Origin of the sequence: Escherichia sp. E14S1 (genome assembly GCF_004211995.1) — a bacterium.
Classification (GTDB): Bacteria; Pseudomonadota; Gammaproteobacteria; order Enterobacterales; family Enterobacteriaceae; genus Escherichia.
Genome location: NZ_RHJQ01000004.1, coordinates 35,120 through 49,313, shown reverse-complemented (window position 1 = coordinate 49,313; position 14,194 = coordinate 35,120). Strand labels below are relative to the sequence as shown.

13 protein-coding genes are annotated in these 14,194 nt (G+C 52.6%); 3 read left to right on the top strand and 10 right to left on the bottom strand.

Going from position 1 to position 14,194, the window contains the following annotated elements; genetic code table 11:
- Positions 1–75 precede the first annotated feature (75 nt).
- Complete coding sequence (gene dusA / locus D9734_RS04920) at positions 76–1,071, bottom strand: tRNA dihydrouridine(20/20a) synthase DusA (RefSeq protein ID WP_130205796.1); 996 nt, start codon at positions 1,069–1,071, stop codon at positions 76–78.
- A gap of 155 nt (positions 1,072–1,226) precedes the next feature.
- Here dusA and zur point away from each other — a divergent pair, with 155 nt between their 5' ends.
- A complete protein-coding gene (zur, locus tag D9734_RS04915; RefSeq protein ID WP_130205794.1) occupies positions 1,227–1,742 on the top strand; it encodes a zinc uptake transcriptional repressor Zur in 516 nt (171 codons plus the stop codon).
- 41 nt (positions 1,743–1,783) lie between these two features.
- Here the strand turns inward: zur and D9734_RS04910 are convergent, their stop codons facing one another.
- The 4 genes from D9734_RS04910 to dgkA all read right to left on the bottom strand — a co-directional run bounded on the left by D9734_RS04910 (position 1,784) and on the right by dgkA (position 4,593).
- Complete coding sequence (locus tag D9734_RS04910) at positions 1,784–1,993, bottom strand: CsbD family protein (RefSeq protein WP_001030602.1); 210 nt, start codon at positions 1,991–1,993, stop codon at positions 1,784–1,786.
- Between the two features lie 115 nt (positions 1,994–2,108).
- On the bottom strand, positions 2,109–3,434 hold the full coding sequence (dinF, locus tag D9734_RS04905) for an MATE family efflux transporter DinF (protein ID WP_130205792.1): 1,326 nt from the start codon (positions 3,432–3,434) through the stop codon (positions 2,109–2,111).
- Between the two features lie 72 nt (positions 3,435–3,506).
- Positions 3,507–4,115 (bottom strand): transcriptional repressor LexA, encoded by a 609-nt coding sequence (gene lexA / locus D9734_RS04900; RefSeq protein ID WP_130205789.1) that lies wholly within the window; start codon positions 4,113–4,115, stop codon positions 3,507–3,509.
- A gap of 109 nt (positions 4,116–4,224) precedes the next feature.
- Positions 4,225–4,593, bottom strand: coding sequence for a diacylglycerol kinase (gene dgkA, locus D9734_RS04895; RefSeq protein ID WP_000002907.1), 369 nt, complete (start codon positions 4,591–4,593; stop codon positions 4,225–4,227).
- Positions 4,594–4,763: 170 nt separating this feature from the next.
- Between dgkA and plsB the strand changes: the two genes are divergently transcribed.
- Positions 4,764–7,187, top strand: coding sequence for a glycerol-3-phosphate 1-O-acyltransferase PlsB (plsB, locus tag D9734_RS04890; RefSeq protein WP_130206092.1), 2,424 nt, complete (start codon positions 4,764–4,766; stop codon positions 7,185–7,187).
- A 154-nt stretch (positions 7,188–7,341) separates the two neighbouring features.
- Here the strand turns inward: plsB and ubiA are convergent, their stop codons facing one another.
- From ubiA to malK, 5 genes are all read right to left on the bottom strand, one after another.
- Positions 7,342–8,214 carry a 4-hydroxybenzoate octaprenyltransferase gene (ubiA, locus tag D9734_RS04885; RefSeq protein ID WP_130205787.1) on the bottom strand — a complete coding sequence of 291 codons (873 nt, stop codon included), beginning with the start codon at positions 8,212–8,214 and terminating at the stop codon, positions 7,342–7,344.
- Positions 8,215–8,226: 12 nt separating this feature from the next.
- A complete protein-coding gene (ubiC, locus tag D9734_RS04880) occupies positions 8,227–8,724 on the bottom strand; it encodes a chorismate lyase (protein ID WP_064525550.1) in 498 nt (165 codons plus the stop codon).
- Between the two features lie 178 nt (positions 8,725–8,902).
- On the bottom strand, positions 8,903–9,823 hold the full coding sequence (gene malM / locus D9734_RS04875; RefSeq protein WP_130205785.1) for a maltose operon protein MalM: 921 nt from the start codon (positions 9,821–9,823) through the stop codon (positions 8,903–8,905).
- Between the two features lie 241 nt (positions 9,824–10,064).
- Positions 10,065–11,405, bottom strand: coding sequence for a maltoporin LamB (gene lamB, locus D9734_RS04870; RefSeq protein ID WP_130205783.1), 1,341 nt, complete (start codon positions 11,403–11,405; stop codon positions 10,065–10,067).
- 71 nt (positions 11,406–11,476) lie between these two features.
- Positions 11,477–12,592, bottom strand: coding sequence for a maltose/maltodextrin ABC transporter ATP-binding protein MalK (gene malK / locus D9734_RS04865; protein ID WP_130205781.1), 1,116 nt, complete (start codon positions 12,590–12,592; stop codon positions 11,477–11,479).
- 364 nt (positions 12,593–12,956) lie between these two features.
- Between malK and malE the strand changes: the two genes are divergently transcribed.
- Positions 12,957–14,147, top strand: a complete 1,191-nt coding sequence (malE, locus tag D9734_RS04860) for a maltose/maltodextrin ABC transporter substrate-binding protein MalE (RefSeq protein ID WP_130205779.1) — start codon at positions 12,957–12,959, stop codon at positions 14,145–14,147.
- Positions 14,148–14,194: the final 47 nt, after the last annotated feature.

Below are 14,194 nucleotides of genomic sequence, written 5' to 3'. Positions count from 1 at the left end.
CATATTGATTTATCAACAAAACGCCCCGCGTCGAAGCGCAGGGCGTGGTGAATTTGACTACTTTGTGGTGAAAAATTAACGCTTATCCGCTACCAGTTTGAGCGCATGTTCCAGCACGTTAATGTCAGCGCCCGCTTTATGGGCATTTTCACTTAAATACCGCCGCCACTGCCGCGCACCAGGAATCCCCTGGAACAGCCCCAGCATATGCCGGGTGATATGACCGAGATACGTCCCCTGGCTGAGTTCACGCTCAATGTACGGATACATAGCTCGTACCACCGCCACCGGATCGGCATCGGTATCCGAGGAACCAAATATCTCTCGATCCACCGCCGCCAGAATACCTGGGTTTTGATACGCTTCACGCCCGACCATCACGCCATCCATATGTTGCAGGTGTGCTTTAGCCTCTTCCAGTGACTTGATGCCGCCGTTAATCGACATAGTCAGATGCGGGAAATCACGCTTCAGTTGATAGACACGCGGGTAATCGAGCGGCGGGATCTCACGGTTTTCTTTCGGACTTAAACCAGAAAGCCAGGCTTTGCGCGCATGGATAATAAACATCTCGCATTCGCCTTTGCCGGAAACAGTGTCGATAAAATCACAGAGAAATTCATAGCTGTCCTGGTCGTCAATGCCAATACGCGTTTTCACCGTCACTGGAATCGACACAACATCGCGCATCGCTTTTACGCAGTCAGCCACCAGTTGCGCATTCCCCATCAGGCACGCGCCAAACATGCCGTTCTGTACCCGGTCTGACGGGCAGCCGACATTCAGGTTGATCTCATCATATCCGCGCGCTTCTGCCAGCTTTGCACACTGCGCCAGCGCCGCCGGATCGCTACCGCCCAACTGCAACGCCACCGGATGCTCTTCTTCACTGTATGCCAGGTAATCACCTTTACCGTGAATAATCGCCCCTGTGGTCACCATTTCGGTATAGAGCAGCGTATTACGGGAGAGCAGACGCAGGAAATAACGGCAGTGTCTGTCCGTCCAGTCGAGCATAGGAGCAATAGAGAAACGGTATGCGGGATAAGCGGTTTGTGATTCTGCTGACATGGCGATTTTTTAAGCATCTGGTGAATTGGGGGCGCTACTATAGCATAACGAATATGCGATCAGGCAATGTGGCAGCTTCGATGCCCGGTTGTCGGCGTTTAAGTGAGAATTATGGTAAAGTAAGGACATTCTTAACCCCACTTTCGAGGTGCACAATGGAAAAGACCACAACGCAGGAGTTATTGGCGCAGGCTGAAAAACTCTGCGCGCAGCGTAATGTGCGCCTGACACCGCAACGTCTCGAAGTGCTGCGCCTGATGAGCCTGCAAGAAGGGGCTATCAGCGCCTACGATCTACTTGATTTGCTGCGCGAAGCCGAGCCGCAAGCCAAGCCGCCGACGGTTTATCGCGCGCTCGATTTTCTGCTTGAACAAGGTTTTGTGCATAAGGTGGAATCCACCAACAGTTATGTGCTCTGTCATCTGTTCGATCAGCCTACGCATACTTCAGCCATGTTTATTTGCGATCGCTGCGGCGCAGTGAAAGAAGAGTGTGCAGAAGGCGTGGAAGACATTATGCATACGCTGGCGGCAAAAATGGGTTTTGCCCTGCGGCATAATGTGATTGAAGCACATGGTCTCTGTGCGGCATGTGTGGAAGTTGAAGCGTGTCGTCATCCTGAACAGTGCCAGCATGATCACTCTGTGCAGGTTAAAAAGAAACCGCGTTAAGAGGGCGTACATCCTTGTACACGTCGGGCAGGAGGGATTAATTACCAACGGTAATCATGGCGTTTTTCCCAGCTATCAACCTCTTTTTCTGCCTGATCTTTCTGGTAACCGTAACGTTCCTGGATTTTACCCACTAACTGGTCACGCTTACCTTCAATGACCGTCATGTCATCATCGGTCAGTTTGCCCCATTGCTCTTTCACTTTACCTTTGAACTGTTTCCAGTTACCGCCGACTTCGTCTTTATTCATATTCAAATCCTCATCGTTAGGTGGTGAATGAGTGTACGCTCACTTTTCTTCTGAACGTGGGATTAAGTGTAGTCAGGAATTTGGCTTAGGATTATTTATTCAGAACTTTTAACCGTCATGTTGCGGCAAACCAGGTACCGTTGCGCCAGTGACGCCGCCAGATAGCTGCCAGAGAAAGCCCGCGCAACGCCAGAAAGACGGTTAACGCCAGCCATAAACCATGGTTACCCAACCACGGCAACGTCAGTAGCGTCAAAGCGAACCCTGCTGCTGCGACTGCCATACTATTGCGCATTTCGGCAGCGCGCGTTGCGCCAATAAACATACCATCCAGCAGATAACACCAGACTCCTACCAGCGGTAAAATAACCTGCCAGATTAGGTAGCGATCGGCCAGATTCTGGATCTGCGTTAACGACGTTAGCAACGCGATGATATGTTCACCCGCCAGCAAATAAACCACCGAAAACAACAATGCCACGATCCCCGACTGGCGGCACGCTGCGCGCCAGACATCCAGTAACTGGCTACCGTCGCGCGCACCATACGCCTGACCGGAGTGGGCTTCAACCGCGTAGGCAAAACCATCCAGCGCATAGGCTGTAAAGGTGAGTAACGTCATCAGGACTGCGTTGACGGCGATAATATCGCTCCCCAGTCGCGCGCCAAGTACGGTGATCGCGCCGAAACAGAGTTGCAACAACAGCGAGCGCAGCATGATATCGCGGTTAAGCGCCAGCAAGCGACGGAAGTTTCCTCGCCAGGCAGTTTTCAGCATTTCGCCGGAGATGCCACGTAGTTTGAGGATTTTACGCACCATTAGCAGACCAATCAGCAATGTTGCATATTCCGCAATAACCGTCGCCAGCGCCGCGCCCTGCACGTTCATATGCAGCCCCATCACCAGCCAGACATCCAGCACAATGTTGAGGATATTGCCAACCACTAACAAAATCACTGGCGCGCGGGCATATTGCACGCCGAGCAACCAGCCGAGCAGCACCAGATTCGCCAGCGACGCCGGTGCGCTTAACCAGCGGATTGCAAGAAAGCGCCGCGCCTGTTCCAGAACCGCTTCGCTACCACCAACAATATGCAGCGCCAGCTCGATAATCGGCGTACGCAGTAAGGCAATCAACGCTCCGGCCCCCAGTGCCAGCAGCAACGGCTGCACCAGTGCACGCGCCAATGCCTGAGGATTTTTGGCACCATAAGCCTGTGCAGTAAGCCCGGTAGTGCTCATACGCAAAAACAGCAACAGCATAAAGAGAAAACTGGTCGCCGTTGCGCCAACCGCCACGCCGCCCAGATAAACCGGACTATCAAGATGACCAATGACCGCCGTATCAACCAGTCCCAGCAAGGGAACGGTGATATTGGAGAAAATCATGGGTAAAGCCAGATGCCAGAGTGCCTTATCAGATGAAGTGAGGAATGCCATGCAGACAAGCCTGATGAAGAGAGATTAAAAACAAACCGCGATGCCAGGCGGCATCGCGGTATCAGAGATAGATTACAGCCAGTCGCCGTTGCGAATAACACCAACCGCCAGCCCTTCAATGCTGAAGCTCTGCTGACGAAGGTCAACGACAATGGGTTTAAACTCGCTATTTTCTGGCAGAAGTTCGACTTTATTACCCTGTTTTTTCAGACGCTTAACGGTAACTTCGTCATCTATACGCGCGACAACGACCTGACCATTACGCACATCCTGGGTTTTATGCACTGCCAGCAAGTCGCCGTCCATAATGCCGATATCTTTCATCGACATCCCACTGACGCGCAGCAGGAAATCGGCATTCGGTTTGAACAGGGAAGGATCGACCTGATAATGACCTTCAATATGCTGCTGCGCCAGAAGCGGTTCACCGGCAGCCACACGGCCCACCAGCGGCACCCCTTCTTCCTCTTCCTGCAACAGACGAATCCCGCGCGATGCGCCGGAAACAATTTCAATAACGCCTTTGCGTGCCAGCGCCTTCAGATGTTCTTCTGCCGCATTTGGGGAACGGAACCCCAAACGCTGCGCGATTTCCGCACGCGTCGGCGGCATACCTGTCTGGCTGATGTGATCACGGATGAGATCAAACACCTCTTGTTGCCTGGCCGTTAACGCTTTCATTCCGCCCCCTGGGTGTATATACAGTTATGCTGTGAGTATATACAGCAAAAGGTGATTTTGGAACCATAAACTACACAATAAACCAGAGATTTATCGAATTCTGGAAGGGTTATCCAAAATGCGACCATAACAGAATGCACCAGGTAATCACGGCGACGATAATGGCGATCAGCACCGCGGCAGAGCCCATATCTTTCGCCCGCCCGGAAAGCTCATGGTATTCAGAGCCAATACGGTCAACCACCGCTTCGATGGCACTATTGAGAATTTCCACAATCATCACCAGCATGACAGAACTAATAAGCAATACTCGGGTTATTGCATCCACATCCAGCCAACAGGCAATAACAACTGCCAACAATACCGCGACACCTTCCTGACGGAATGCCGCTTCGTTGATCCATGCGGCACGTAAACCTTTCCAGGAATAGCCAGCAGCTTTGATAATTCGGGTGAATCCAGTGGTATTATTGGCCATCGAAAGAACCTTTTTACATTATGAGCGTCAATATCAGTGTACCGTTGAATCCGAAGATTACGGTTAGCGTAACGTCGCGCGAAACATGAGCGGATACCACAGAATTTCCCATGACTTTCTGCTATCCTTCCCGCGCATTTGCATTATTAACCAGAGGCTTTACATCGTTTATGTCCGGCTGGCCACGAATTTACTACAAATTACTGAATTTACCATTAAGCATCCTGGTAAAAAGCAAGTCTATTCCGGCAGATCCTGCCCCGGAATTGGGACTGGATACCTCTCGTCCAATTATGTACGTTTTACCGTACAACTCAAAAGCGGATTTGCTGACGTTGCGCGCCCAGTGCCTGGCGCACGACCTGCCTGACCCATTAGAGCCGCTGGAAATAGACGGCACGTTACTACCGCGCTATGTGTTTATTCATGGCGGGCCGCGTGTTTTCACCTATTACACACCGAAAGAAGAGTCTATTAAGCTGTTCCACGACTATCTCGATCTGCACCGCAGCAACCCAAATCTGGATGTGCAGATGGTGCCGGTATCGGTGATGTTTGGTCGTGCGCCGGGGCGCGAAAAAGGTGAAGTTAACCCGCCACTGCGCATGCTCAACGGCGTACAGAAATTTTTCGCCGTGCTATGGCTCGGTCGCGACAGCTTTGTGCGTTTTTCTCCGTCAGTTTCGCTGCGCCGTATGGCGGATGAACACGGCACGGATAAAACCATCGCCCAAAAACTGGCGCGCGTGGCGCGTATGCACTTTGCCCGCCAGCGTCTGGCTGCCGTGGGGCCGCGCCTGCCAGCTCGTCAGGATCTGTTTAACAAACTGCTCGCCTCCCGCGCCATTGCCAAAGCGGTAGAAGACGAAGCGCGGAGCAAAAAAATCTCCCATGAAAAAGCGCAGCAGAATGCTATTGCACTGATGGAAGAGATTGCGGCGAACTTCTCTTACGAGATGATCCGCCTGACTGACCGCATTCTGGGCTTCACCTGGAACCGACTTTACCAGGGCATCAACGTCCATAATGCCGAGCGCGTTCGCCAGCTGGCCCACGACGGTCATGAGCTGGTGTATGTGCCTTGCCACCGCAGCCACATGGACTACCTGCTGCTTTCTTACGTTCTGTATCACCAGGGGCTGGTGCCGCCGCATATCGCCGCCGGGATCAACCTGAATTTCTGGCCTGCCGGGCCGATTTTCCGCCGTCTGGGTGCGTTCTTTATTCGCCGCACGTTTAAAGGCAATAAGCTCTATTCTACGGTTTTCCGTGAGTATCTCGGCGAACTGTTCAGCCGTGGTTATTCCGTCGAGTACTTTGTGGAAGGCGGTCGTTCGCGTACAGGCCGTTTGCTGGACCCGAAAACCGGTACGCTGTCGATGACCATTCAGGCGATGCTGCGTGGCGGCACACGTCCGATTACGCTGATTCCGATCTACATCGGTTATGAGCACGTCATGGAAGTGGGTACTTACGCCAAAGAACTGCGCGGGGCAACGAAAGAGAAAGAGAGCCTGCTGCAGATGCTGCGCGGTTTAAGCAAGCTGCGTAATCTCGGTCAGGGCTATGTCAACTTCGGTGAACCAATGCCGTTGATGACCTACCTTAACCAGCACGTGCCAGACTGGCGTGAATCTATCGATCCCATCGAAGCGGTGCGTCCGGCCTGGTTAACGCCGACGGTCAATAACATTGCTGCCGATCTGATGGTACGCATTAACAACGCGGGCGCGGCTAACGCCATGAACCTGTGCTGTACTGCACTTCTGGCGTCACGTCAGCGCTCACTCACCCGCGAGCAGTTAACCGAGCAACTCAACTGCTATCTGGATTTGATGCGCAACGTGCCTTACTCCACGGACTCTACCGTTCCTTCAGCCAGTGCCAGCGAGCTTATCGATCACGCGCTGCAGATGAACAAGTTTGAAGTTGAGAAGGATACGATCGGCGACATCATCATTCTGCCGCGCGAGCAAGCAGTGCTGATGACCTACTATCGCAACAACATCGCGCATATGTTGGTGCTGCCTTCGCTGATGGCGGCAATTGTCACCCAGCATCGCCACATCTCTCGCGACGTTTTGATGGAGCACGTCAATGTGCTGTATCCGATGCTGAAAGCGGAGCTGTTCCTGCGCTGGGAGCGCGACGAGTTGCCGGGCGTTATTGATGCGCTGGCGAATGAAATGCAACGTCAGGGGCTGATTACGCTGCAAGATGATGAATTGCATATCAACCCAGCGCATTCCCGCACGCTTCAGTTGCTGGCCGCAGGCGCGCGCGAAACGCTGCAACGTTATGCCATCACTTTCTGGCTGCTGAGCGCCAACCCGTCGATCAACCGCGGTACGCTGGAGAAAGAGAGCCGCACCGTGGCGCAACGTCTCTCCGTGCTGCACGGCATCAACGCGCCAGAGTTCTTCGACAAAGCAGTATTCAGTTCTCTGGTACTGACGCTGCGTGATGAAGGGTATATCAGCGACAGCGGCGACGCCGAACCGGCAGAGACGATGAAGGTCTATCAGTTGCTGGCGGAGTTGATTACGTCAGATGTACGTTTGACGATTGAGAGTGCGACGCAAAGCGAAGGGTAATCGGTGAGAGTTGCCGGATGCGGCGCAAACGCCTTATCCGGCCGACCATAATCTGCAAATTCAATAAATTGCGATTTATTGTGTAGGTCTGATAAGCACAGCGCATCAGGCAGCCCAGAAGAAAGCCGGATGATCATCCGGCTTTTTTACATCATCAGAAATGCCAGTAACTCATTGCCAGCCCTAAAAACAGCACCAGGCCAACATAGTTATTATTCATAAATGCTTTAAAGCAGGCTTCACGCTCGCGGTTGGCAATCAGTTTTTGTTGATAAACAAACAGCGCGCCAGCCACCAGAATTGACCAGTAATATCCCCAGCCTAAGCCATTTAACTCACCGATGATTGCCATCAGCGCCAGTACGCCAATCTGCAAAATACCGATAATCAACTTATCGTATTGGCCGAACAGAATTGCGGTGGATTTAATGCCAATCTTCACGTCATCGTCACGGTCGACCATCGCATATTGCGTGTCGTAAGCCACCGCCCACAGAATATTGGCAAGGAACATCAGCCAGCAGCTTAACGGCACCGATTCACTCACAGCGGCAAAAGCCATTGGAATCGACCAACCAAACGCCGCACCCAGCACCACTTGCGGTAAATGGGTATACCGCTTCATAAACGGGTAAACCCACGCCAGCGCCAGTCCGGCAATCGACAACAGAATGGTCATCGTGTTCAGTGTCAATACCAGTAAGAACGAAAGCAGCACCAGCACCACAAATAGCGTTCGCGCCTCTTTCTCCGTAACCGCACCGCTGGGAAGTGGTCGGTTTGCCGTGCGCTTAACATGGCCGTCAAACTTACGGTCAGCATAGTCATTCACCACGCAACCGGCGGCGCGCATCAGCCAGACGCCTGCGACAAACACCGCCAGGATCCAGAGTTGGGGAACACCTGGGGTCGCCACCCACAGCGCCCACAACGTTGGCCAGAGCAGCAGTAACGCGCCAATTGGCTTATCCGTTCGCATTAAGCGGTGAAACGCCAGCAGCTTATTTTGCGTCAGACTCCACTCCATATTTTTTTCCTCTTAGTACAACGGTGACGCCGGTAAAAACAGCTCAGTCAGCAGCAGTGGCTTACCGCTTAATCGCAGGCGGGAACGTCGCCCCCACAATCCGGCATCACGGCCTATCTCAATAAAGTCCCGGGTTAATGTCGATGATGTGAACAGATAGCGGCCTAACGGCGTTTTACCTAATTTTTGTAACGCCAGCTCGGGGCCACTTAACGTTGACACAGGAACGACGGTACGTCCGGCGAGCCAGGGTTCACCATCAGCACATAACAATATTTCTCGTAACCAGTAACGGGGCTCTTTCGGCAGCAGCGGTAATTCTTCGGGGATTTCATTCTGCTCGACAAACCCTTCGCGGATCATCGTTACGCTCACCGTTTTTCCCTGCTGTTCAAAACGTTTAGTCATGGAATCTTCCAGCAACAACCAGTCGAGCAGTTGCGGTTCCAGCGCAGGAATCTCTGCAAAATAGCGCAGCGCACGCAGTTGCGTTAACGCGGGGTGTGACATGCCGAACTCTCCGTTACATAACGTAAAGGCATTGTATCGCAGAAAAGCGATAACGGGAGATGTAAAGCATATTAAGTGATCTAATACGCAACAAAAACGCAACAATCACTGGGAGGGAGAAAAAAAGGTGCGCCCGAAGACGCACCAGTTGTTGCAAAATCAGCACTGTGGGGCGTACTTACCCCTTGCCTTTTACACTGCTGATAAAGGTGGAACGGGCAGATGTCGATCCCAGGCGTTCAGCTTCATCAAGCAGTTTTAACGCCTTATCAACATCACCTTTCGCGACAGCGTTTTTGATCGCGGTATTAAAATAACTTTCCGTGTCGTTGAGCATCGGTTCGCTTTTCTTCACCGGTGCCGGAGCGGGTGCAGCCACGGCGGGTGCCGTCGTGTTACCTACCGTAACCGGAGCTGGAGCGGAAGAACCAAATAACGGCCCCACCAACACGCTGGAGCTGGAGTTGGTTTTCACTTTCAGTTTCAGCAGGCCATCAGTGGTATGACGGGCAACCGGATCTGGAATATCTGGCACCGAGTTACCAACACCTTTGGCATAGGCTTTTGCCGGGTCGAGCAGTTGCGTCGTCTGCTGGAGATCTTTTTCCGTGGTAAAGACCAGAACATACAGTTTTTGCTGCCCCAACGCTGGTGTCAGGCGCATCACCCCTTCCAGACGATCGGCGCTCATGACGCCAGGTTCCTGGTAAGTGAAATAACTGCTGGGGAAGAAGGCAGATGGCGTCATGTTTTGATCAAGAATCAGCACGTTCGGCGCAAATACACTGGTTTGTTTGTTCACTTCGCTGGTCAGCGTAAGGGTCAGTTCGCCAATGTTTGCCGGAACGCTGTATGCCGCAACCGGGCCACTGATACCAGGAACGTTCAACCGTTGGCCGCCAGTCGCTAACTGGGTAGTCTGAGTTTTGGATTGATCGACGGGTGTCCAGGTTAATTGTTGCAGCGCAGCAGATGGAATGGCAGGCGCGTCACTGGTGTTTTGCGGTACGTAGTTGACGTCGGCGAGGCTAATTCCAGGCGCGCTCGCCAGCAACCCTGCTGATAAACAGAGGGCGATGAGACTTTTATTCATTTTCATTGTTTTCACCTCAAAATCTGGAGTTCAGCGGTAGCCAGGCAATAGCGCGCTAAACCGATAATCAGAGGGGCTTGCGCCCCTTATAGATAATGGCAACGTGTTTTTATGCCGGATGCGGCGTAAACGCCTTATCCGGCCTACATTCGGCCGCTGTTGTAGGCCTGATAAGACGCGACAGCGTCGCATCAGGCGTTGGTTGCCGGATGCGGCGCAAGCACCTTATCCGGCATGCACATTGCTATTACCACCAGATTTCCATCTGGGCGCCGAAGGTCCACTCGTCGCTATCACCGCGACCGAAGCTACCACCTTCGAAGCTCGCCGGAACGGCTTTACCGTAGTTCGGGTTGGAAGAGGAACTACCGTTGTAGTCATAGCCCCATTTCTCATCCCACTTGGCGTAGGTTGCGAAGACACGAATAGCCGGGCGTGACCAGATGCTGTCGCCAGCCTGCCATTGTTGTGCGAGGGTAATTTTGTACTGATTGTTTTTGTCGCCAGTGCGCTGGGATTCGACGTTGTCGTAGCCGATCTCCATCAAGGTACTCATGATTGGCGTCCACTTGTACATCGGGCGAATACCGACGGTCCACCACTTGGTGCCGTTATCGTTATCCCAGTTGATATCCTGATACATACCCACGTACATCATGTCCCAGTTGTCACCCATCGAGATCGCACCGTGATCAAGAATACGCAGCATGTGACCGTTGTTGTTGATGTTGTAGGCAAAGTGTTCGTTATCAAACGCGACGCCAGAGCCCTGCGACAGACCTTTACCCTGCGAGGTCATCGAGTCAGTTGCGTACTGAACAACAAACTTGTTGAAGCCCTTCAGGATGCTCTGAGTATGTTCAGCAGTGAATAACCAACCGTCTTTCGATGCGCCATCAACCAGACGATAGTTATCACGCAGGTTAGCGCGACCGTAGTCGACACCCAGTTCTAACGTACCGCCTGGGTTGATTTCCATCTGCGCTAAACGCACGTCGAAGACATCGTTCGCAGTTTCGTTGGTGTAGTCATAGATATTGTTGCTGGCGAACGAGGAAGAACCACCTGCTTCAGAAGAGCGGGTTGCAGCCAAAGAGAGCTTACCGAAGCCAACATCGATGTTTTCCAGACCGGCACCAGGACCAGAAATATCCCAGTAGTAGAAGTCGATCATATGAACGTCATGACGTTGATAGAAACGCTTACCCGCCCAGATGGTGGAACCAGGCAGCCATTCAATCAGGTTTTTACCCTGCACGTTCGCTTCACGGAAGGCCGGATCAGTGGCTTCCCAGTCATTCTGTTGCGCGACGGAATAGGCCACGTTAGTGTCGAAATAGAAGCTCTTATCGCCCTCTTTCCACACTTCCTGACCCAATTTTAATTCAGCATAAGTTTCACATTCGTTGCCAAGACGGTATTTACTTTGAGCACCAGTGGTCTGGAAACACTGTTGTTCACCGCCACTCCCTGTCCAGCCGATACCGGAACGAGCGTAACCGTGGAAATCCACAGCCATTGCCTGAGCAGACATTACGCCCGCTGCGACGGCAACCGCCAGAGGAAGTTTGCGCAGAGTAATCATCATTCTATCTCCTGAGTCATTGCTTTTCTTTTTTCACATCACCTGTCACAGGTTTTGTGTCTTTTGTAGGGTGCTTAAACGCCCGGCTCCTGATGCAGTCGACGACATGCAGTGCCATCCTCACGGAACAGATGGCAACGCTCTGGCGGCAGGCCGATAGCGAATGTGGCACCTTCTTCTACCAACACCACGTCAGACTGGCGGTACACCAGGTTTTGACGAATGGAAGGGATCTGGATATGAATTTGGGTTTCGTTGCCGAGTTGCTCGACGACCTGAACTTCACCTTCAAGGATGACGTCGGCGATATCACTTGGCAGTAGATGTTCCGGGCGAATGCCCAGTGACATGTTGGCTCCGACCTGAACGTTGTGGCTTTCAACCGGAAGCCAGACTTGCTGGAGGTTTGGCATCGGCAGCTCAACCTGGACTTGATCGATTGCAACGGCGGTCACTTTTACCGGCAGGAAGTTCATTTTCGGCGAACCAATAAAACCTGCGACAAAGCGGTCTGCCGGATAGTGATACAGTTCGAGAGGTTTCCCGACCTGCGCCACGCGCCCGGCATCCAGCACCACGATTTTATCGGCCAGCGTCATCGCTTCGACCTGATCGTGGGTGACGTAAATCATCGTGCGGCCCAGACGTTTATGCAGGCGGGAGATTTCGATACGCATCTGCACACGCAGCGCAGCGTCAAGGTTGGATAGCGGTTCATCAAGTAAAAACACGCTTGGCTCTGCCACCAGCGTTCGACCAATCGCCACTCGCTGACGCTGCCCGCCGGAGAGTGCCTTCGGTTTGCGATCAAGCAAGTGCGCCAGTTGCAGTACTTCCGCCACCTGGTTAACGCGCTGGTTGATCACCTCTTTCTTCGCGCCCGCCAGTTTCAGGCCAAAGGACATGTTTTCTGCCACTGACAGATGGGGATAGAGCGCATAGGACTGGAACACCATGCCGACGCCGCGTTCTGCTGGCGGGGTATCGTTCATTCGTTTCTCACCGATGAACAGGTCGCCGCTGGTGATCGTCTCAAGACCGGCAATCATGCGCAGTAACGTTGATTTACCGCAGCCAGATGGCCCGACAAACACCACGAACTCACCTTCGTGGATCTCGAGGTTGATATCTTTCGATACCACCACATCCCCCCAGGCCTTCGTTACATTTTGCAGCTGTACGCTCGCCATGCCCTTCTCCCTTCGTTACAACCTGTCATCGACAGCAACATTCATGATGCGGTGACTATGCTTGATCGACAGATAGCTTAAATCCTCCACCCCCAGGCTTTTTTATGGGGGAGGAGGCGGGAGGATGAGAAGGTGGTGTCTGCGTACTAATCCGAAGGAAAGTAAGGAAATTCGTGATGTTGCTTGCAAAAAACATGGCGATTTTGTGTGCGCCCTCCCGCAATACTGCCGTTTCTGCGACATAGATCACACAAAACGAAGGTGGGGCGTAGGGGCAAGGAGGATGGAAAGAGGTTGCCGTATAAAGAAACTAGAGTCCGTTTAGGCGTTTTCACAAGCACTTCACCAACAAGGACCAGAGATTATGAAAATAAAAACAGGTGCACGCATCCTCGCATTATCTGTTTTAACGACGATGATGTTTTCCGCCTCGGCTCTCGCCAAAATCGAAGAAGGTAAGCTGGTAATCTGGATCAACGGCGATAAAGGCTACAACGGCCTTGCTGAAGTCGGTAAGAAATTCGAGAAAGATACCGGAATTAAAGTCACCGTTGAGCATCCGGATAAGCTGGAAGAGAAATTCCCCCAGGTTGCGGCAACTGGCGATGGTCCGGACATCATCTTCTGGGCGCACGACCGCTTTGGCGGCTATGCCCAGTCTGGTCTGTTAGCTGAAATCTCTCCGGACAAAGCGCTCCAGGACAAGATTTATCCATTCACCTGGGATGCCGTGCGTTTTAACGGCAAACTCATTGCTTACCCGGTTGCAGTTGAAGCGTTATCGCTGATTTATAACAAAGATCTGCTGCCGAACCCGCCAAAAACCTGGGAAGAGATCCCGGCGCTGGATAAAGAACTGAAAGCGAAAGGTAAGAGCGCGCTGATGTTCAACCTGCAAGAACCGTACTTTACCTGGCCGCTGATTGCTGCCGACGGTGGTTATGCGTTCAAGTATGAAAACGACAAATACAACGTGAAAGACGTTGGCGTGGATAACGCTGGCGCGAAAGCGGGTCTGACCTTCCTGGTTGATCTGATTAAAAACAAACACATGAATGCGGATACTGACTACTCCATTGCAGAGGCAGCCTTTAACAAAGGTGAAACTGCGATGACCATTAATGGTCCGTGGGCATGGTCTAACATCGACACCAGCAAAGTGAACTACGGTGTGACGATGCTGCCAACCTTCAAGGGACAACCGTCCAAACCGTTCGTTGGCGTGCTGAGCGCAGGCATTAACGCGGCCAGTCCGAACAAAGAGCTGGCGAAAGAGTTCCTCGAAAACTACCTGCTGACCGACGAAGGTCTGGAAGCGGTGAATAAAGACAAACCGCTGGGTGCCGTGGCGCTGAAGTCTTACCAGGATCAGCTGGCGAAAGATCAACGCATCGCTGCCACTATGGATAACGCCAAGAACGGTGAAATCATGCCGAACATCCCGCAGATGTCCGCCTTCTGGTATGCCGTGCGTACCGCAGTAATCAACGCAGCCAGTGGTCGTCAGACCGTTGATGCCGCGCTGAAAGATGCACAGGGTCGTATCACTAAGTAATGCCTGAAATGCCGGATGCGGCGTAAACGCCTTATCCGGCCTACGAA

What these genes read in the sequence shown, in the direction of transcription:
- dusA (WP_130205796.1), bottom strand. Translation starts at nt 1,071, where the DNA reads ATGTCAGCAGAATCACAAACCGCTTATCCCGCATACCGTTTCTCTATT.
- zur (WP_130205794.1), top strand. Translation starts at nt 1,227, where the DNA reads ATGGAAAAGACCACAACGCAGGAGTTATTGGCGCAGGCTGAAAAACTC.
- D9734_RS04910 (WP_001030602.1), bottom strand. Translation starts at nt 1,993, where the DNA reads ATGAATAAAGACGAAGTCGGCGGTAACTGGAAACAGTTCAAAGGTAAA.
- dinF (WP_130205792.1), bottom strand. Translation starts at nt 3,434, where the DNA reads ATGGCATTCCTCACTTCATCTGATAAGGCACTCTGGCATCTGGCTTTA.
- lexA (WP_130205789.1), bottom strand. Translation starts at nt 4,115, where the DNA reads ATGAAAGCGTTAACGGCCAGGCAACAAGAGGTGTTTGATCTCATCCGT.
- dgkA (WP_000002907.1), bottom strand. Translation starts at nt 4,593, where the DNA reads ATGGCCAATAATACCACTGGATTCACCCGAATTATCAAAGCTGCTGGC.
- plsB (WP_130206092.1), top strand. Translation starts at nt 4,764, where the DNA reads ATGTCCGGCTGGCCACGAATTTACTACAAATTACTGAATTTACCATTA.
- ubiA (WP_130205787.1), bottom strand. Translation starts at nt 8,214, where the DNA reads ATGGAGTGGAGTCTGACGCAAAATAAGCTGCTGGCGTTTCACCGCTTA.
- ubiC (WP_064525550.1), bottom strand. Translation starts at nt 8,724, where the DNA reads ATGTCACACCCCGCGTTAACGCAACTGCGTGCGCTGCGCTATTTTGCA.
- malM (WP_130205785.1), bottom strand. Translation starts at nt 9,823, where the DNA reads ATGAAAATGAATAAAAGTCTCATCGCCCTCTGTTTATCAGCAGGGTTG.
- lamB (WP_130205783.1), bottom strand. Translation starts at nt 11,405, where the DNA reads ATGATGATTACTCTGCGCAAACTTCCTCTGGCGGTTGCCGTCGCAGCG.
- malK (WP_130205781.1), bottom strand. Translation starts at nt 12,592, where the DNA reads ATGGCGAGCGTACAGCTGCAAAATGTAACGAAGGCCTGGGGGGATGTG.
- malE (WP_130205779.1), top strand. Translation starts at nt 12,957, where the DNA reads ATGAAAATAAAAACAGGTGCACGCATCCTCGCATTATCTGTTTTAACG.